The sequence below is a fragment of the Bacillus pseudomycoides DSM 12442 genome (genome assembly GCF_000161455.1).
Classification (GTDB): domain Bacteria; phylum Bacillota; class Bacilli; order Bacillales; family Bacillaceae_G; genus Bacillus_A; species Bacillus_A pseudomycoides.
This window is the reverse complement of sequence record NZ_CM000745.1, coordinates 3333156-3351871: the sequence shown is the minus strand read 5'-3', so window position 1 is coordinate 3351871 and position 18716 is coordinate 3333156. Positions and strand designations below refer to the sequence as shown.

21 protein-coding genes are annotated in these 18716 nt (G+C 34.1%); 16 read left to right on the top strand and 5 right to left on the bottom strand.

From position 1 onward, the window contains the following. Window positions 1–327 precede the first annotated feature (327 nt). Window positions 328–843 carry a hypothetical protein gene (locus BPMYX0001_RS16885; protein ID WP_029426891.1) on the top strand — a complete coding sequence of 172 codons (516 nt, stop codon included), beginning with the start codon at window positions 328–330 and terminating at the stop codon, window positions 841–843. 29 nt (window positions 844–872) lie between these two features. Here BPMYX0001_RS16885 and BPMYX0001_RS16880 read toward each other — a convergent pair whose 3' ends face one another. Beyond that, window positions 873–1106 carry a phage holin gene (locus BPMYX0001_RS16880; RefSeq protein WP_003199911.1) on the bottom strand — a complete coding sequence of 78 codons (234 nt, stop codon included), beginning with the start codon at window positions 1104–1106 and terminating at the stop codon, window positions 873–875. A gap of 792 nt (window positions 1107–1898) precedes the next feature. On the opposite strand from BPMYX0001_RS16880, the gene BPMYX0001_RS16875 reads away from it, so the two are divergent. Together BPMYX0001_RS16875 and BPMYX0001_RS16870 are read left to right on the top strand one after the other, a co-directional pair. Next, complete coding sequence (locus tag BPMYX0001_RS16875; protein WP_018780872.1) at window positions 1899–2717, top strand: peptidoglycan-N-acetylglucosamine deacetylase; 819 nt, start codon at window positions 1899–1901, stop codon at window positions 2715–2717. 55 nt (window positions 2718–2772) lie between these two features. After that, window positions 2773–3393, top strand: coding sequence for a YkyA family protein (locus BPMYX0001_RS16870; RefSeq protein ID WP_050774439.1), 621 nt, complete (start codon window positions 2773–2775; stop codon window positions 3391–3393). 30 nt (window positions 3394–3423) lie between these two features. On the opposite strand, the gene BPMYX0001_RS16865 is transcribed toward BPMYX0001_RS16870, so the two are convergent. Further along, entirely contained in the window at window positions 3424–3882 is a 459-nt protein-coding gene (locus BPMYX0001_RS16865; protein WP_006095822.1) for a YkyB family protein, read from the bottom strand. Window positions 3883–4061: 179 nt separating this feature from the next. On the opposite strand from BPMYX0001_RS16865, the gene BPMYX0001_RS16860 reads away from it, so the two are divergent. Together BPMYX0001_RS16860 and BPMYX0001_RS16855 are read left to right on the top strand one after the other, a co-directional pair. Next, window positions 4062–5600 (top strand): Ppx/GppA family phosphatase, encoded by a 1539-nt coding sequence (locus tag BPMYX0001_RS16860; RefSeq protein ID WP_033799076.1) that lies wholly within the window; start codon window positions 4062–4064, stop codon window positions 5598–5600. A 120-nt stretch (window positions 5601–5720) separates the two neighbouring features. Continuing rightward, on the top strand, window positions 5721–7829 hold the full coding sequence (locus BPMYX0001_RS16855) for an RNA degradosome polyphosphate kinase (RefSeq protein WP_033799702.1): 2109 nt from the start codon (window positions 5721–5723) through the stop codon (window positions 7827–7829). 359 nt (window positions 7830–8188) lie between these two features. Here the strand turns inward: BPMYX0001_RS16855 and BPMYX0001_RS16850 are convergent, their stop codons facing one another. After that, window positions 8189–8410 carry a hypothetical protein gene (locus BPMYX0001_RS16850; protein ID WP_003208297.1) on the bottom strand — a complete coding sequence of 74 codons (222 nt, stop codon included), beginning with the start codon at window positions 8408–8410 and terminating at the stop codon, window positions 8189–8191. Window positions 8411–8509: 99 nt separating this feature from the next. Beyond that, on the bottom strand, window positions 8510–9367 hold the full coding sequence (locus tag BPMYX0001_RS16845) for a metallophosphoesterase (protein ID WP_006095819.1): 858 nt from the start codon (window positions 9365–9367) through the stop codon (window positions 8510–8512). 458 nt (window positions 9368–9825) lie between these two features. Here BPMYX0001_RS16845 and fadH point away from each other — a divergent pair, with 458 nt between their 5' ends. The 3 genes from fadH to BPMYX0001_RS16830 all read left to right on the top strand — a co-directional run bounded on the left by fadH (window position 9826) and on the right by BPMYX0001_RS16830 (window position 12755). Next, window positions 9826–10590, top strand: a complete 765-nt coding sequence (gene fadH / locus BPMYX0001_RS16840; protein ID WP_003199919.1) for a 2,4-dienoyl-CoA reductase — start codon at window positions 9826–9828, stop codon at window positions 10588–10590. Window positions 10591–10854: 264 nt separating this feature from the next. Further along, the gene (locus BPMYX0001_RS16835) at window positions 10855–12072 is read left to right on the top strand and encodes an EAL domain-containing protein (RefSeq protein ID WP_003199920.1); all 1218 of its coding nucleotides are present in this window, start codon (window positions 10855–10857) and stop codon (window positions 12070–12072) included. A 182-nt stretch (window positions 12073–12254) separates the two neighbouring features. Beyond that, a complete protein-coding gene (locus tag BPMYX0001_RS16830) occupies window positions 12255–12755 on the top strand; it encodes a DUF3993 domain-containing protein (RefSeq protein WP_003199921.1) in 501 nt (166 codons plus the stop codon). Window positions 12756–12767: 12 nt separating this feature from the next. On the opposite strand, the gene BPMYX0001_RS16825 is transcribed toward BPMYX0001_RS16830, so the two are convergent. Continuing rightward, the gene (locus BPMYX0001_RS16825) at window positions 12768–13010 is read right to left on the bottom strand and encodes a glutaredoxin family protein (protein ID WP_006095818.1); all 243 of its coding nucleotides are present in this window, start codon (window positions 13008–13010) and stop codon (window positions 12768–12770) included. Between the two features lie 233 nt (window positions 13011–13243). Here BPMYX0001_RS16825 and BPMYX0001_RS16820 point away from each other — a divergent pair, with 233 nt between their 5' ends. The 8 genes from BPMYX0001_RS16820 to BPMYX0001_RS16790 all read left to right on the top strand — a co-directional run bounded on the left by BPMYX0001_RS16820 (window position 13244) and on the right by BPMYX0001_RS16790 (window position 18556). Continuing rightward, the gene (locus BPMYX0001_RS16820) at window positions 13244–13480 is read left to right on the top strand and encodes a YkuJ family protein (RefSeq protein WP_000055151.1); all 237 of its coding nucleotides are present in this window, start codon (window positions 13244–13246) and stop codon (window positions 13478–13480) included. A gap of 214 nt (window positions 13481–13694) precedes the next feature. Further along, window positions 13695–13844, top strand: a complete 150-nt coding sequence (locus BPMYX0001_RS33205) for a hypothetical protein (RefSeq protein WP_042511459.1) — start codon at window positions 13695–13697, stop codon at window positions 13842–13844. A 75-nt stretch (window positions 13845–13919) separates the two neighbouring features. After that, window positions 13920–14438 (top strand): ribonuclease H-like YkuK family protein, encoded by a 519-nt coding sequence (locus BPMYX0001_RS16815; RefSeq protein WP_003199924.1) that lies wholly within the window; start codon window positions 13920–13922, stop codon window positions 14436–14438. Window positions 14439–14519: 81 nt separating this feature from the next. Then, entirely contained in the window at window positions 14520–14711 is a 192-nt protein-coding gene (abbA, locus tag BPMYX0001_RS16810; RefSeq protein ID WP_003199925.1) for an antirepressor AbbA, read from the top strand. Between the two features lie 249 nt (window positions 14712–14960). Continuing rightward, window positions 14961–15404 (top strand): cyclic-di-AMP-binding protein CbpB, encoded by a 444-nt coding sequence (cbpB, locus tag BPMYX0001_RS16805; protein ID WP_003199926.1) that lies wholly within the window; start codon window positions 14961–14963, stop codon window positions 15402–15404. Window positions 15405–15619: 215 nt separating this feature from the next. After that, entirely contained in the window at window positions 15620–16477 is an 858-nt protein-coding gene (locus BPMYX0001_RS16800) for a LysR family transcriptional regulator (protein ID WP_003199927.1), read from the top strand. Between the two features lie 71 nt (window positions 16478–16548). After that, window positions 16549–17271 carry a 2,3,4,5-tetrahydropyridine-2,6-dicarboxylate N-acetyltransferase gene (gene dapD / locus BPMYX0001_RS16795; RefSeq protein ID WP_003199928.1) on the top strand — a complete coding sequence of 241 codons (723 nt, stop codon included), beginning with the start codon at window positions 16549–16551 and terminating at the stop codon, window positions 17269–17271. Between the two features lie 154 nt (window positions 17272–17425). Continuing rightward, window positions 17426–18556 carry an N-acetyldiaminopimelate deacetylase gene (locus BPMYX0001_RS16790; RefSeq protein WP_003199931.1) on the top strand — a complete coding sequence of 377 codons (1131 nt, stop codon included), beginning with the start codon at window positions 17426–17428 and terminating at the stop codon, window positions 18554–18556. Window positions 18557–18716 lie beyond the last annotated feature (160 nt).

The following is an 18716-nucleotide window of genomic DNA, read 5'->3' as shown; positions in this document are numbered from 1 at the left end:
AAAGCTCAGAGGTTAGGTGAGAGCTAATAATCAGTGGGGATGAAGAAAATCTCTACTGAATTAAAGTTTCACTTTATAGCTTTTAATATTGAAGAAACAAAAGGAATCTAGCGAATGAAGGAGTGTATAGCTATTTAAAATGGTTTTTTAATCACGTCGTCGAATAAGATAAAGAAGAAAGATAAAAATGTTGAAGACGTGTATTTTTATTGGAATAAATAGGGGAATGTTTTAAGGTGAACGAATTGGAGAAGGGTAGTTTATTATTTAGGAGAGCAGAATAAATTTGTACAGATAATACCATCTGGAATGAGGTGAATTGTGATTGTGAAAATGTGGGAAATAAGTCTAGATAAAGAATTGTTTCCGTTATCTTTACAACCTGTTATGTGGATGGAAGGTGGTTCTAAAGAAGTTACGAGCAAACAGTCCAATCCAAATGTAGCGGTAACATTACAAATTCGCAGTAAAAAAGAAAAGTGTTTTTCACAAGAAGTTGTTTATGATGTACATGAAATTCTTTTTATTCAATTAGAAGTTGAAAACATAGGAAGCGAAGAAATTTCTCGCGTAATCGTTAGTCATATGATTCGTGATCATTTTGCATATATCCCTAATACATTACAAACGAGTAAAGGGACGGGAGAGTTTTTATTCCAACTTGTAAGGTGGAGGATTGATGAATTACTACCAGGTGAAAAAGCTCAATTAATCTGTCAGGTGAAAGCATCACGTATACAAATCCCGTCTCATATTTCGTTACGTGCTACATACACATTTCAGCAGAAGGGCCGATTATATGGACCACTTCAAACAAAAGAAGCAATATTGATACAACAATAAAAAGGAGCCCCGGGAAGTGGGTTCCTTTTTTAATGCAAATTATGCTTCTTTAGTAATTCTTTTTGTTCCAGGCCTTTTTTTCCTACATAGTTATTTTTATATCCGAAGTATAAAATAAATAAGAAAGAAGCAACATTTATGATAGCATCAATTTGGTCATTTGTAATAAAAGAAAGCCCGAATGATTCAAATAATAGTTTTAATGATAAGAGAAATCCGGCTAAAAAACGAATGACGTCTGAAATATTTTCTCTTTGTAACATCTTTTTCTCCTTTCGGTAATGGATATATATTATATAAATACAAATTGAAAGACCGACATAAAACCTTTTTTTAGGTGGTAGAGAGCATCTGGCCATGCAGACCCTTTTCCTGCCCCATGCCAATTTAAAACAAAGAGAGAAAACAAGTAGCGGTCACTTTTCGTTCTTCATAGCATCGATTTATATGTTGGAAAATCAAAATAGATATATACTATATATATGAAATAGAAAAGAAAATGAATACAAGTTTAAGAGAGAAAATGTACGAAAAATACGTACATTTTTGTTTTGTAAAAAAATATTATTGATATAGAAGCATACAGTATGATTAGTAATGCAAGATGTATAGATGCTCAATCCTTTTTGCTTTACTTATAATTTATATTATATAAAAGGTATTCAGTTATTATTTTAGACGGTAACTTATCCAGGAGAGCGAAAATCATTAGAAGAGCTATGAAATAAAGTGAGAACTCAATCGTATAACATAGAGATTTAAAAAATAGAGAATTATAAAAGTTTCTTCGTAACAATTTCATCTCTTTTGTTACAAAAAAATGATATTTTGTAACAAAAGTCTTTAAAAATAGATTTAAACATCATATAATTGTAATGGATGTGTCAATACATTTTGCACAATGTCTTTTTATTTAAAAGTGTAGGGAAAACAATCTCTACACTTTTCCTTTTGAGGGAACAAAAAGAATATTTGTAAATTGTTGCAAGTAAACCTTTACACTGTGTAAAATGAACAAGAAAAGATTGATAGAAAGAGAGAAGGGGAATGGTAGAATGATAGACGTGAGGAGCCGACGATCACCTTTGATCAGGTGGCTAGTTATAATTGCTATTGCAATTAGTGCTATCGCGGCGGGGTTTTTCATATTTCAATCCTTTACATCACCTGCAAGAGCTGTAGCCACTCAGGTAAACCCAATCCAGCTTGCTAGTGAACAGGTAAAAGTTGAGTTGGATAAAAAAGCACCGGTGAAATTTAATGGGGAAGTACGCAAAGTTGCATACTTAACTTTTGATGATGGGCCGAGTGAATTTCAAAAAGAAATTTTAGATATCTTAAAGAAAAATGAAATAAAAGGAACATTTTTTATGATTGGTGGAAACATCCCTTCTCATACAGAGAGTGTGAAACGTTTAGTAAAGGAAGGACATTATCCAGGTGTTCATAGCATGACACATGATTATGCCAAACTGTATAAACAAGGACAGTTTGTAGAAGAGATGAAACAAGCGCAGAAAATTGTGAAAGATGTTACAGGGATGGAACCTAAGCTTGTTCGTTGCCCGTACGGAAGTATGCCAGGGCTTAATCAAGCATTGCGGGACCAAATGGCAACAGTAAATATGAAAGAATGGGACTGGACTATTGATTCTTTAGATTGGAAATTACCAGGGAATCCGAATGGTGTAGTACAAAATGTCATTTCAGGGGCTAAACAAGAACGTGAAGTCATTTTAATGCATGAAAAAAAACAAACTGTACAAGCATTGCAAACAATTATTGATGATCTTCGTAAAAAAGGGTATGAGTTTGAAGTGTATGAAGAAGCTGCTCATTTTCCATTAAATTTTTGGCATGATGATCGTATATAAGTAGGAGGAAAAAAAGTTGAAATATAATAAAATAGCAATTGTAGCGGCTTTATCTATGACATTATTAGCTGGTTGTTTCGGACCAAAACCAGAAGAGGAATTATATGTAGCATTTGAAAATGCTGCGAAGCAAGAAAAGCCAATGTTTGAAGACGCGAAAAAATTAGAGGCATTAGAAAAAGAAGGCCAAACATTATACGGTCAAATCGTGCAAGAAGGAAAAGATAATAATCAAGCTGCGAAAGAAAAATTAGATCAAGCAATGAAAAATACAGCAGAACGTGGAAAAGTAATTGATAAAGAAAAAGAAGCATTAAACAAAGCACAAGAAGAAGTGAAATCGGTTGATAAATATGTGAAAAAAATCGAGAATGGTAAGTTAAAAGAACAAGCAGACAAAGTAAAGAATACTTACGAAAAACGATATGAGTCTTTTAAGAAGATGTATGACAACTATAGTAAATCATTAAAGTTAGAAAAAGAATTATTCACAATGCTTCAAGATAAAGGAGCAAAATTAAAAGATATTAGTGAGAAAGTAAAAACGGTGAACCAATCTTATAAAGATATTGATGCTGAAAAAGATAAGTTCAACGAATATACAAAATCATATAATACAGAAAAAGTAGCATTTTATAAACAAGCGAACATTAAAATAAAAGAAGAGAAGAAATAAAGCAGGTTGGCCATTATGGCCAAGCCTGCTTTATTTCTTTGTATACGTACGCCGATACCAAGGAATTGGTTCGCTTAATTTTTTTTCCTGTTTTAGCGCTTCCGGCCCAATAAAATCTTGAAGCGTTTTTTTTGCTACTACTAAAGAAAGAGTTGTTTTGGGGTTTCTATAGGAAGATTCAAGGCTACCGAGATGTGGGAGAGTACTGAAATCATCTTTTGTAGGAGGGATATGGAAAAAATAGTCACCTAACCGAACGAGAACATCTGATTGTTGCTGACTAAAACGTGGATTCCTAGAGAAATGTAATCCTTCTTTTATTGCTTTCTTTTCACTAATTAAACGTTCTAAAGCAATCTTTTTCAACCAATATAAATATTTAGGATTTGTAGCAGCTTTGGCATGCCGGTTCACAATGAAAATAGATTGAGCTAATTGATCAATAGAATATTGTTTGTGTGATTGAGACTGTGGTTGTGAAGGTTTCATAGTGGGACCCCTTTCTAGTTTTTCAATATTATAGCATAAATAAAAGTAGTTTTTATTATATACAAAAAATGATTGTATACATTTTCAATATTAAAGCAATATTGTTACAAAAAACAACTATTTTGTATAATAGTGATAGGAATGATTTCTAGAAATTTGATAATGAAAGAGTGAGAAGTGTGAAAGATATATTGAAACAGCAATATGCCATTATTGATATTGGTTCAAATACAATGCGATTGGTGATTTATGAAAAACAAAATGGAGGCTTTTATAAGGAAGTTGAAAATACAAAGGTTGTTGCACGATTAAGAAATTATCTAATAGATGGTGTGTTAATACAAGAAGGGATGGATATACTGCTGCAAACATTACTTCAATTTCAAGAAAGTACAAGGTTTCACGGATTACATAATGTGCTTTGTGTTGCGACAGCAACAATTAGACAAGCAAAGAATCAAGAAGAAATAAAAAAACTTGTAGAAGGAAAAACTGATTTTGTGCTTAGGGTATTATCTGAATATGAAGAAGCACGCTATGGTTACTTAGCTGTGATGAATTCAACTTCTTTTACAGAAGGAGTTACTGTCGACATAGGTGGGGGAAGTACAGAGGTTACATATTTTCGGGACCGAGAAATTGTAGAATATTATAGCTTTCCTTTTGGAGCGCTTTCTTTAAAACAACAATTTATTCATCGTGAGACACCAACCACAGAAGAATTAGAAGAATTAAGAAGATATCTATGGTATCAATTTCAAACGTTACCTTGGTTAAAGGAAAAAAGACTACCCCTTATTGCTATAGGTGGGAGTGCTCGAAATATGGTGAAAATTCATCAAAATGCAATTTCTTATCCGATAGCAGGTTTGCATTTATATAAAATGAAGGAAGCAGATATAAGGGATGTAAGAGAGGAACTAGAAAGTCTTTCTTTTACAGAATTACAGAAGTTAGATGGGTTAGCAAAAGATCGAGCTGATACAATTATTCCAGCGATAGAAGTATTTTATATGCTAACAAATATTATACAAGCCCCATCATTTGTATTAAGCAGAAAAGGGTTACGAGAAGGTGTTTTCTATGAGGAACTTACAAAAAAATTAGGTATTTCTTATTATCCAAATGTAGTAGAGGAAAGTTTACACTTATTGTCCTATGAATATGAAATGGATATGAAATTTGTCGTTCAACTTATTAAGCAAGGAACGTTAATTTGTACACAACTTGAAGAGTCTGAAATTATTTCTTTTTCAGAAAAAGATTGGGGTATATTTTATCAAGCTGCCAAAGTATTTAATATCGGGAAATACATAGATACAGAAGCAAGCCGTCTGCATACATTCTATTTATTGGCGAATAAAACAATCGACGGCATGATGCATAAAGAACGTATTAGACTTGCACTCATCGCATCTTATAAGTCGAAAATGCTATTTAAACAGCACTTAACACCATTTGAAGGTTGGTTTGATAAGAGTGAACAGAAAAAAATTCGATTGTTAGGGGCAGTTTTACAATTTTCAGCTGCTTTAAATGTGAGACAAAGGGCGCTTATTGAAAAGATTAACGTAGAAAAAAATAAAGAGAAGCTTGTATTCCACATTGTTTGTAAACAATCAGCTTTAGCAGAAAAGGTACAAGCAGAAAAGCAGAAAAAGCAGTTAGAAAAAGCATTGAAGATGAATATTGATTTAATATTTGAAGAGGAATATTAAGTTGTACGGATGTCTTTACAAAAGTTTTACACTTCGATAAATTGGAATTTGTTACAATAAATGTAACTAAATTATATTGAAAAAGTTTCAAGGGAAGTGTGAGGGGAAATGGAATTGGAATTGGAATTGATGAAGGAAAGCTTTGTAAATTTGAATGATACTGCTTACTATAATAACCGTGAATTAAGCTGGCTTGCTTTTAATGAACGTGTGTTACAAGAGGCACAAGATGAAAGTAATCCACTTTTAGAAAGATTAAAGTTTATTAGTATTTTCAGTTCAAATTTGGATGAATTTTTTATGGTACGTGTTGCTGGATTAAAAGATCAAGTAAAAGCGGGCTTCAATCAACCAGAAAATAAGGCTGGATTAACACCAAAACAGCAGCTAAATAAAATTGCTACGAAAGCTCATGAATTGATGACAGTTCAGTATAATACATTTAAAAATACTGTGCTGCCAGCGCTTGGAATGGAAGGTATTGAGCCGTTAACATTTCAAGATTTAACGAAAGAGCAACGTGAGTTTATTGAAGAATATTTTGATGAACAAATTTTTCCAGTCTTAACACCTGTAGCGATAGATGCATATCGTCCGTTTCCGATGCTTTTAAATAAAAGTTTAAACTTAGCTACTATTCTCTATGATGAGAAACAGGTAGAGGAAGAGAACAGAACAAAGCTTGGTATTGTCCAAGTGCCTTCATTACTCGAGCGTTTTATTTTTTTGCCAAGTGAAGATCAAAAACATAAATTTATTTTATTAGAAGACGTAATTAGTAGTTTTACTCATAAATTATTTACAGGATATAAAGTATCCTCGGTCACTCGTTTTCGTATTACGCGTAATGCGGATTTGACAATACATGAAGAGGGTGCACGTGATTTATTGAAAGTAATTGAAAAAGAGTTAAAAAAACGTAAGTGGGGGACGGCTGTTCGTTTGGAAATTGGAAAAGAACACGTAGATGAAAGAGTTTTAGCTTTATTATATGAAGTGTTAGAGGTAAAGGATGAAGATGTATATATGATGGAGGGACCATTAGATTTAACATGTTTATTTTCCTTATACAAAAAATTAGCACCTTTATATGAACATCTTGTTTATCCAGCTCTTATTCCGCAACCGCCTCAAGATTTAGACGATGAAGAAGATGTATTTGAGAAAGCAATTGAGCACGATATTTTATTGCATCATCCATTTGAATCTTTTCAGCCAGTTGTTGATTTTGTGCGTGATGCGGCAGATGACCCGAATGTGCTGGCTATAAAACAAACGTTATATCGTGTAAGTGGAGATTCTCCGATTATTCAGGCATTAAAGACCGCAGCAGAGAAGGGGAAACAAGTAACAGTGCTTGTTGAATTAAAGGCTCGTTTTGATGAAGAAAATAATGTCCATTGGGCAAAGGAACTTGAACAAGCGGGTTGCCACGTTATTTATGGTGTAAGTCATTTGAAAACACATAGTAAAATTACACTTGTTGTACGAAGAAAAAACGGAAAAATCGAAAGATTTGTACATTTAGGGACAGGAAACTATAATGATGCGACTGCAAAGCTATATACGGATTTTGGCTATATTACATCCCGGAAAGATTTTGGAGTAGATGCAACAAATTTCTTTAATTATTTGAGCGGTTATACAACGAAACCTCATTTTCATCATTTGTCAGTGGCACCTTTTGATATACGCCAGCAATTTATGGAGCTAATAGATGAAGAGATTCGCTATCATAAGCAATATGGTAATGGACACATTATTGCTAAGATGAATTCATTAACAGATAAACCGTTGATTCAAAAGTTGTATGAGGCATCGCAGGCTGGAGTGAAGGTGGAACTTATCGTGAGAGGAACATGTTGCTTACGCCCTGGTATTCAAAATGTAAGTGAAAATATTAGGGTGATTAGTCTCGTTGGGCGCTACTTAGAACACAGCCGTATTTATTATTTCCATCATAATGGAGATGAAAAAATTTATTTATCTTCCGCTGACTGGATGACAAGGAATATGGAAAAGCGAGTAGAAATATCTTTTCCAATTCTAGGCCTTGAAATGAAGGCAAGAATAAACGCAATATTACAGCTTGTTTTAGCAGATAATGTAAAAACGCGTGAACAAAACAAAGATGGTGAATACTATTATGTAATCAATAATAGTTCGCAAGAGATTGATAGCCAAGTGAAATTATTTAAGATGGCTTATCAAAATACTGATGTAGAGTGATGTTTTGTATATATGAAATAGTTAATAATAACTTATGAGTAAGTACCTAGTACTAAGATTATAAGGATATTATATATGAATACAAATTGAAAAAAACGACATAACTCCTTTTTTTAGGTGGGAGAGAGCATCCAGCTATGCATAGGAGCGGTCAATCCCACTTCCTGCTCCGTGCAACGGTAAAACAAAGAGAGAAAACGAATGCAGATCACTTTTTGTTCTGTATAGTAGCGGATTATATATTGGAAAATCAAAATGGGTTCATATAGAAAAATGATCAAATAAAATTTCAATTAATAGAAATGAATGAAAAAAGCCTCTTATATAAATAAGGGGCCTTTTCATAGTTTTTGTTTATATCAATAATAATACGGCTGGCATGGCCCTCCGTAACAAGGAAACGGTGTTGGCGGATATGGAGGATAGTAAGATGGTCTAGGGCCGAATGCTAATGCTCCGCCAAGTAAGCCGCCAGCAAGTCCTGCTAAGAATGGAACACCGAAGAAGGGTAAGAAGCGTGAGTCACTTACTGGGCCAATGGGTCCTGAACGAACTAGATAGGGCTGAGGATATGGGTACATGTAAAAACCTCCTTTATTGGACTCATTGTTATCATATGGTGAAAAAGCATGGATGAGCGAGTACAAGAAAGGATATATGAGAAAATAGGCAATTATAGGTTACAGGTGCTGAAGGGTGAATACTGTAATTTCAGGCCTGGACAAAAAACGAAATGGAACACGTGTCCTTCCAAGACCGCGATTTACATAAAGGAGTAATTCTTGAATATGATAAAATCCCTCAATGTAATGTTTTGCTAGTGCTGGGGTAATGATCGCTCCTAAAAAGGGAAGTTGTACTTGTCCACCATGACTATGTCCAGAAAGTTGGAGGTTTACTGGGAAGTTTGCAATTTTAGGTGCTATATCAGGTTCATGTACGAGCACAATTGTATATAGCTCTTTTTGCACATGGTGTAATGTTACCTCGATTTCTGGTTTGCCAAGAAGCATGTCATCGATTCCGAAAATAGAAATTTCACTATTATCGAATAAACGAATACGTTTTTCGGTATTTTGTAATACTTCAAAACCTGCATCACTCATAATTTGACTATAGTATTCGGTTCCATACCCACCATGATCATGGTTTCCATAGATTGCAAATTTACCAAAGGGTGCACGAATATTTCGCAAAATTGAAGAAACAAAAGGAGTTTCGCTATATGTTTGGTAGTCATCGATTAAATCACCAGTAAAAAGGACAATATCAGGCGCAGCACTATTTATTTTTGAAACGATTGTTGAAAGGTGCTGGAGAGAAAAATAGTATCCTAAATGTAAATCACTAAATTGGACGATTTTCATACCGTGAAAGTTTTTGGGAATAAGTGGAGAACGAAGGGTATGATGTGTGAAAGAAAGAAAGTTCGGCTCTATATATTTTGCATAGTAATAGCCGAGACCAGCTGTAATACAAGTATAGAGACAAGTGCGTATTCCTGTTTTTATAAAGTTTCTTCTCGTTATTTGTTTCATAGGAATATGAGCGAACCTATAGTATACAAAAGGAAGTTTATAAGATATACAGGCAAATCATTATAGGTCACTTGGCTCTCCTTTCCATTTATTTCTTGTTCTAGAATTATATTTTGAGATATCGAAAAGTAGTATATATAAATACAAATTGAAAAACCGACAAAAACCTAATCTTTAGGTGGGAGAGAGCATCCGGCCATGCATAGAGGCAGTCAGATTTTTTTCCTGCCCCATGCTAAGTGAAAACAAAGAGAGAAAACAAGTGCGGGTCACTTTTTGTTCTGCATAGCAGTGGATTATATGTCGAAAAACCAAAATGGATTTATATAGATTATAAGAAATATGGCAATGAAAGTGATTTACTTATCTAAAGATATCAGAAAAATTTAAAAATATAAAGATTTCTATGAAATAAAGTGGTAAAATGAATGTGTATTCATTTTTAGGGAGGGGAAATTTTGAAAGAAAAAGTAGCGATTATAACAGGTGGTTCAAGCGGAATGGGAAAAGGGATGGCAGCTCGTTTTGCAAAGGAAGGAGCACGCGTTGTTATTACAGGGCGTACACAAGAAAAGCTGGAAGAAGCGAAAAAGGAGATTGAGCAATTTTCAGGACAAGTATTGACAGTACAAATGGATGTTCGAAATATAGAAGATATAAAAAATATGATTGAATATGTTGATGAAAAATTTGGACGCATTGATATTTTAGTAAATAATGCAGCAGGTAATTTTATTTGTCCTGCGGAAGATTTATCGATTAATGGTTGGAATGCGGTTATTAATATTGTGCTTAACGGAACTTTTTATTGTAGTCAAGCAGTAGGGAAGTATTGGATTGAGAAGGGCATAAAAGGAAATATCATTAATATGGTAGCAACGTATGCATGGGATGCAGGACCGGGTGTCATTCATTCTGCTGCGGCGAAAGCAGGTGTGTTGGCAATGACAAAAACGCTCGCTGTTGAGTGGGGGCGTAAATATGGTATTCGCGTCAATGCAATTGCTCCTGGACCAATTGAACGAACAGGTGGTGCGGATAAATTATGGATTTCAGAAGAGGCAGCCAATCGTACACTGCAAAGCGTCCCGCTTGGTCGGCTTGGTACGCCAGAAGAAATTGCGGGTTTAGCTTTTTATTTATGCTCTGATGAGGCAGCGTACATAAATGGAACGTGTATGACAATGGATGGTGGACAGCATTTGCATCAGTATCCATTTTAAAGGGATTATATAAAGTGAAACGTGGGGATTACTGCCCATGAATGTGAGGTAAAATGTGACGGATTTGTGACATATGAAAGAAAAGTGTTTACAACAGGTGTTTTATAAGGTATATTTAAGACCTCTTTTTTCTTCATAGTAGAATTGCTAATTCCCCTTAGCATTTTACCCCTCTAATCCCTTCAGGAAAACTGAAGGGATTTTTTATTATTTTTCTATACATACCGTGTTATAATTTTTGAAAAGTAAAGGGAGGGAAACATTTTGGTAGATGCATTAGATGTGATGAGTAATTTAGATAAAGTCCTTCCTTATTATCAAGCTATTTTTAGTGCTGATGAGCATACAGTAATTGGATATGAGGTAGTAGGACGTATCCAAACGGAAGAAGGGATACAAAGTCTTTCTTCTTTTTTTCATGATGATTCCATTCCAGGTGAATTTCAACTAGAGGCGGATAATGTCATAGTAGAAAAAGCATTAGAACGTTACTTGGAAACAGATCAAAAATTTTTATTGTTTATACATCGGGGTGCGAACATATTAATGAATGATGAAGATGAAAGTTTACTTCATTTGCTGTTAATGTATGAAAAAAAAGGATTGAACTTAGGGAATATCGTTTTAGAAATAACAGAGCATGATTGTAAGGAAGATATAGAACAATTTAATCACTTACTTATGTATTACCGTACATATGGCATTCAAATTTCAATTAATAAAGTAGGGACAGGTACGAGTAATCTAGAACGAATTAGTGTGCTGGCACCTGATATTTTAAAGGTGGACTTAACGAATTTAAGACAAACTGCACTTTTACAATCTTATCAAGATATTTTATATTCTTTGTCTTTATTAGCAAGAAGAATTGGTGCGACATTATTATATGAAGAAATTGATGCTTTTTACCAACTGCAATACGCTTGGAAAAATGGTGGAAGATATTATCAAGGGGATTATTTAAAAAAATGTTTACCTGATTTTATTGAAGCGGATATTTTAAAAGAACGTCTTGGTAATGAATGTCATCAATTTATTCAACATGAAAAGAAAAAACTACAAAAAATTTATCAATTAACGGAAACATTGCGTAATCAAGTTGGGAATGTTTTATCTAAGCAGAAAAAGAATGAAGACGTTAATGATTGGTTATTGCATTTTAGTCAACATGTATCGCATTATAGTTTTCGAATCTTTATTTGTAATGAAGACGGCTTTCAGCAATCAGGAAACATTATGAAAAAAGATGGTGAATGGATTGTTATGCCAGAGTATTATATGAAAAATTGGAGCTGGCGTCCGTATTTTTTAGAAAATATAATGAAAATGAGATTTGAAAATAAAGCAAGACTCTCTGATTTATATGCAGATATAGAAACAGGAGAGATGGTACGAACGTTTTCCTTTCCAATTGACGATGAACATTTTTTATTTATTGATTTGTCCTATGAATTTTTATACGAAGAAGATGTTTTATTTTAATGCACGAAGCAATTCGTGCATTTTTTTGTTTGTTTTTAGCATAAATTGGTAATAGTGAAAAAGATGGCAAAAATGCTGTCTATCATTGTAAAGATTTTACGAACGAAACCATCCCTTTCTTTACATAATCATTGTTACAATGAATACTACAAAGACAAGCTCTGTTAAAGGAAGGTGAGAAAATGAGAAAATATGGAATTTGGTTTGTTCTATTTTTATGTGTTGCCTTTCTAGTTGGGTATAGTGTTACAACGGTTCTTGGTAAAGAAGAAATAAAAGTGGATCGAAAAGAAGTGTTTACAACCATTCAAAAGGGATATGAGGTACAATTTTCAATTCGTGGGAAGCATTTATCAATGGGGAAGATGTATGATGCACTATCACCTTATTTTACAAATAACTTTCTTCAAGTTTTTACAGATGAAAATAGTAACGGTGACAAACAAAGTGGTGAACATTTACTTCCTACAAAAGAAGCTCCTTTTTCTTTTACTTCTCAAACAAAGTTAGCATTTGACGAAGAACATGGGCTTTTATACGTATATGAATGGGTGAAAAATGAACAATATCAAATTATCACGTTGCAAAAGGAAGAAGGGAAATGGAAATTAGCTGGTTATCATGAGAGTCAGGAGCTTTTAATAGAAATGAAAAAATTACAAGAGTTGAAAGAACAGGAATAGGTGAATCATTGCCTATTCCTGTTCTAGATTTAGTAACTGTTGTAATTTTTCAATTTGAAAACCAGAGACAACTTCCCCATCAATGACAACGGTTGGAGTTGAGTATGAGTTATAGTCATATAAAAGACGGTCGCGAGCAGCGGTATCCTTTTTGACATCAAATTCTTTGTATGTTATGTTGTTGTGTTTTAAGAATTCTTTTACAATGGTACATGGTGGGCAATCTGGTTGTGTATAAACCTCTATTTTTTTCATTATAAATCCTCCTCTTTTTCTGCTTTTTATTATATTCCGCAGCTACAAAAACCGCAATAAAGGAAAAAAAAGATTTCCTTTCCGCTTTTTACTTCTTTTTTCGACAAATTTTAGTTGAGTTTCTCGTCAAGAAGCTTTATCCTAGAGTGTGGAACATTTTTTCTGTTATGACGGATAGAATGAGTATAGCTGTAAAACCTATTGGTAGGAAGATTAGAGAAAGGGGAGATTTCATGTCTCTACTCCAAGGAATTTTAACTCGACTTGTTAGTCTACAAGAACAAGCTGAAAGCGGTGAAGTAGCACAACGCTATTTTGAAGTGAACGGTGAACGCAAATGTAGCGTGAAATTTTTCGATAAAAGTGAAATGTATGAGTTAGAAGTGTATCAGCAAGGCGAAAAGCCACAAGTGTATCAATTCGATAACATTGATATGGTTGCAATTGAGATCTACGATATTATTTCTTGATACATACAAAAAAGGTACCGCGAGAAGCGGTACCTTTTTTGGTGATTTTAATAATAACTTCATTCTTCATTAATGGGTAGTAAGAGGATAAGGAATTAAAGAAGATATGTGGAGATAACGATTTGTAAAAGCTTGATGGAAGTTTCACTTTATATGTATAAGATTTTTTGGTTCTTCCTACACTGGTATTAAAAGTTTGAAGGGAATGTGGAGTGTGGAACGATTACCAATTGTTGTTTGTCCAAAATGTCATATGTCATTTGAAATTGATCATGTGCTAACAGCTCAGTCTAATCAGAATGTAATTTATACTTGTCCAGCATGTAAGTATTCCATCCGAAATATAGAAACAAGTAAAGGATAATAAAGTCATATTTTCCTCTTTTGTCCCATACAATGAGAATGCAAAAAGTCTGTCTAATCGAAGGGACGTGACTATGTGGACGGTGAGCATCCATTTTATAATGTATCAGAGAGAAATATGAATTTTGAAACGGTTTTCTCACGCATCTGTAATTTTATTAAAAGAGATCCACGCAATTTATATCGACTGTCTATTGGAACTGATTCACAAGCACATCAAAAAGATACTCGTTTTATTACGGCAGTGCACATTCATCGTGTTGGGAAAGGAGCATGGGGATGTTTAAAACATAAAGCAGTACATAAAAGACCACCTACCTTACGTGAGAAAATATATTTAGAAACACAGTTTAGTCAAGAAGTCGCCTGTTTGTTTACACCGGAACATATAAGGCGGATATGGGAGATTTTACATCCATACGCTCATGAAGGAGCTGGATTTGTAATGGAAATTCACTTGGATATAGGAAATAATGGATTAACAAAAGAATTTATTTCGGATATGACAATGAAGGTGAAGGCGATGGGGCTGACTGCAAAAATTAAACCTGATGCTTATGCAGCTTTTAGTTATGCAAATCGATATACAAAGTGAAAAACTGAATTTTTTATCTATTAAACTAAGCGAATATTTTATATAATAAATAATAAGAAAAAAGCATAAGGAGAGGAGTATATGCAGACGGAAGTTACTTTAACAAACGAAGAAAAAAGCTTGCTGTTAGATATTTTATTTCGTCAAAACTACGCTACTGAAATTCTAGCTGTTGAGCTTACAGATATTGAAATTGGTTTAAAAAAAGCTGATATTTCCCAATATAGAAGAATTACAAGGTTATTTAATCGATTAAAAAATGAAGGATACTAAGAGCTACCAGAAAGGTAGTCTTTTTTTTGTGTTCTATGGTAAAATGAACTGTGTATCATTATTTTTTGTTGTAATAAATAAGGACAAAATAATAATATGAAAACGCTATCATAAGATATGAGTAGAAATGGGAAATAAAGTGAAACTTTTAGCCGTGGATATGATTAACTTCGAACAGTAAGGTTCTTATGAATAGTCTATTGGAGATCATGTTAGCAGGAAAAAGGGAGAAAAAGTGGGGGATATAAAATGATTAGTATTCCGAAAGATGAGTTTCAACAAGTTCTTGTAAAGGATTTAATGATTTCATCAGAAAAAGTTGCACATGTTCAAATTGGAAATAGCTTAGAACATGCTTTACTTGTTCTTGTAAAGTCTGGATATTCTGCGATTCCTGTTTTAGATCCCATGTATAAATTGCATGGATTAATAAGTACTGCGATGATTTTGGATGGTATTTTAGGGTTAGAACGCATTGAATTTGAAAAGCTTGAGGATATGAAAGTGGAGAATGTAATGAAAAAGGACATTCCGAATCTTGGACTTGAAGATTCATTTGCTAAAGCGTTAGAAATGACAATTGATCATCCATTTATTTGTGCTGTAAACAATGACGGGTACTTTGAAGGAATTTTAACAAGGCGTGCTATTTTAAAATTGTTGAACAAAAAAGTAAGACAGTATAATCGATAAAGAAGGGTAAGCGACTTCGAATAAAAAAGAAGTCGCTTTTTTATCATGCGTCTCTTTTCCATTGTGTATAGGGAACAGCGTCAACAAGTATAAAAGGTTAAGTGAAATGTCAATTTATCCAAGCTTCTTGAAAATAAAAATTAAATATCGCATGTTAGAGAATAGTGCAACATATATATTGAGCTTAGATGTAAGATAAGGAAAGAGGGAGAAAGTTGCAAATTGATGATTTTCAAATGATGGTTGTTTTAGCACAGGAATCCAATATGAGAAAAGCTGCGGAGCGCTTATTCGTTTCACAACCTGCACTCAGTCAACGATTACAATCAATGGAAAAACAGTGGGGAATGAAATTTTTTATCCGTTCTCAAAAAGGCCTGACAATTACACCAGAAGGGGAAAAAGTGGCCAATTATGCGAAAGATATGTTGCAAAGGGAAGAGGCAATTAAAAGTGAATTAGCAATCTATCGTACGGAAACATATGGGACATTAAAGATAGCTGTGGCATCTGTGATTGGACAATATTGGTTACCACCTGTTTTAAAGCGGTTTGTACAAAAATATCCATTTGTTAAAATTTCCCTTTTCACGGGATGGAGTAGTGAAGTACAGAAGCAATTCTATGAAGGGGATGTTCATGTAGCTATACTACGAGGGAAACAAGAATATAAAGGGTATAAACAGCAATTATTTGAGGATGAGCTGTATTTAGTTGACACAGAAATTAAAGATATTTCTATGTTGAAAGATACAAACAGACCGTTTATACAATTTAAAAGCGATTCCACATACTATGGACAAATACAAAATTGGTGGTATAGTTTATTTTCTAATCCTCCTAAACGAACGATTGTAGTTGATCAAATTGAAACATGTAAGCAGCTCGTTTTAAATGGAATTGGTTATGCGCTGTTGCCTTCTACTGTGTTAAAAGAAGTAAGAGAAAAGACATATAAAACGCCTGTTCAATTGACTCGAGAAACGTGGTTATTGACAAGCGATTCTGCAAGGCAACTTAAGCAAGTGCAAGCATTTTTAGATATTATAGAAGAAATTCAAATGGAAAAATAAGATTATTGTCTTGCTAGTAGCTCTTTCGTTTGGTAGAGTAACATTATAAATGGATTTAGGAGGCAACAAGCATGAAAATGATGGATGCAAACGAAATTATTTCGTTTATTCAAAAAAGCGAGAAGAAAACTCCTGTAAAGGTATACATAAAAGGGGATTTAAAAGAAGTAACATTCCCTGAAACAGTACAAGCATTTGTAAATAAAAAATCTGGTGTTTTATTTGGAGAATGGTCTGAGATTAAGACAATTCTTGAAGACAATAAAAAGCACGTTGTAGATTACGTTGTTGAAAACGACCGTCGTAATTCTGCTATTCCAATGCTTGATTTAAAAGGTATTAAAGCTCGTATTGAACCAGGTGCAATTATTCGTGACCATGTTGAAATCGGTGATAATGCAGTTATTATGATGAATGCAACGATTAATATCGGTGCAGTAATCGGTGAAGGTTCAATGATTGATATGAATGCAGTGCTTGGCGGACGTGCTACAGTAGGTAAAAACTGTCACGTTGGTGCTGGGGCAGTACTTGCAGGTGTGATCGAACCACCTTCTGCAAAACCAGTTATCGTTGAAGATGACGTTGTAATTGGTGCAAATGTAGTTGTCCTAGAAGGTGTTACAGTTGGTAAAGGCGCGGTTGTTGCAGCAGGTGCAGTTGTAACGGAAGATGTACCGCCATATACAGTGGTTGCAGGAACACCAGCTCGTGTTATTAAAGAAATTGATGAGAAGACAAAAGCAAAAACAGAAATTAAACAAGAACTTCGTCAATTAAACCCAGAAAAATAAAGTACAAAAGCGTAAGGGCAAATAGGCTCTTACGCTTTTTATAAAGTGAAACTTTTACGGGCAGTTGATCACCCACCTAACTTCTTTGCTTTCGCTGAATTTTGAGTTGGAGGTCTTACTGCCCGCGAATAGCGAGATAAATGGTGGTGGAGACATGACAGTCAGTAAATTTGTACAAATTCGTAGGGATTTACATAAGATTCCGGAGTTAGGGTTTAAGGAATGGAAAACACAACAATATATTTTAGATTATATTTATACTCTTCCTAAGGAATATATTGAAGTTAAAACATGGAAAACGGGCGTAATCGTTAAAGTGAATGGCAGAAATCCAAGGAAAACGATTGGTTATCGTGCAGATATTGATGGTTTACCGATTTCAGAGGAAACTGGGTATGAATTCGCTTCTATTCATGAAGGAATGATGCATGCATGTGGTCATGATGTGCATGCTACAATCGGCTTAGGACTCTTAACAGCGGTTGTAAATGACAGGATAGATGATAACCTTGTAGTTATTTTTCAACCGGCGGAGGAAGGACCAGGTGGCGCTTTACCTATGTTAGGAAGCGAAGAACTACAAGAGTGGAAGCCTGATATCATTCTAGGTCTTCATATCGCACCAGAGTATCCAGTGGGGACAATCGCAACAAAAGAAGGATTACTATTTGCAAATACATCGGAACTATATATTGATTTAAAAGGAAAAGGTGGACATGCAGCATATCCACATACTGCGAACGATATGATCGTTGCGGCAAGTCATCTTGTTACACAGCTTCAATCGGTTGTTAGTCGTAATGTGAATCCACTTGATAGTGCGGTTATTACAATTGGTAAAATTACAGGTGGTACAGTCCAAAACATTATTGCAGAAAAGTCTCGCCTAGAAGGGACAATTCGAACACTATCAGTTGAATCGATGAGACGAGTGAAGAGCAGAATAGAAGCGATTGTCACAGGTATCGAAGCAGCATTTCAATGTGAAGCTGTTATTGATTATGGAGCAATGTATCATCAAGTATATAATCATGAAGAGTTAACGCAAGAGTTTATGATGTTTGCATCTGAGCAAACGAATATGAATGTTGTTACATGTACAGAGGCGATGACAGGAGAAGATTTCGGGTATATGCTTCGTGATATCCCAGGATTTATGTTTTGGCTTGGGGTAGACTCAGAATATGGTTTACATCATGCAAAGCTACAACCGAAAGAAGAGGCAATCGAACAAACCATTTCGTTTTTAAATCAATATGTAAAATGGAAAGGGAACAGGGGTTAAAGCCTGTTCTTTTTATGTGGAAAATTATAATTTATGATGCATTTTTTTTGTAATTCTAACACAATACTTTATAATGGTAGGTGGAGGAACAAGTTGTTAGTAAGTTATTTTATAATAATTATCAAATAAAATTGACTAAAAACTAATTCCTCTTATATAA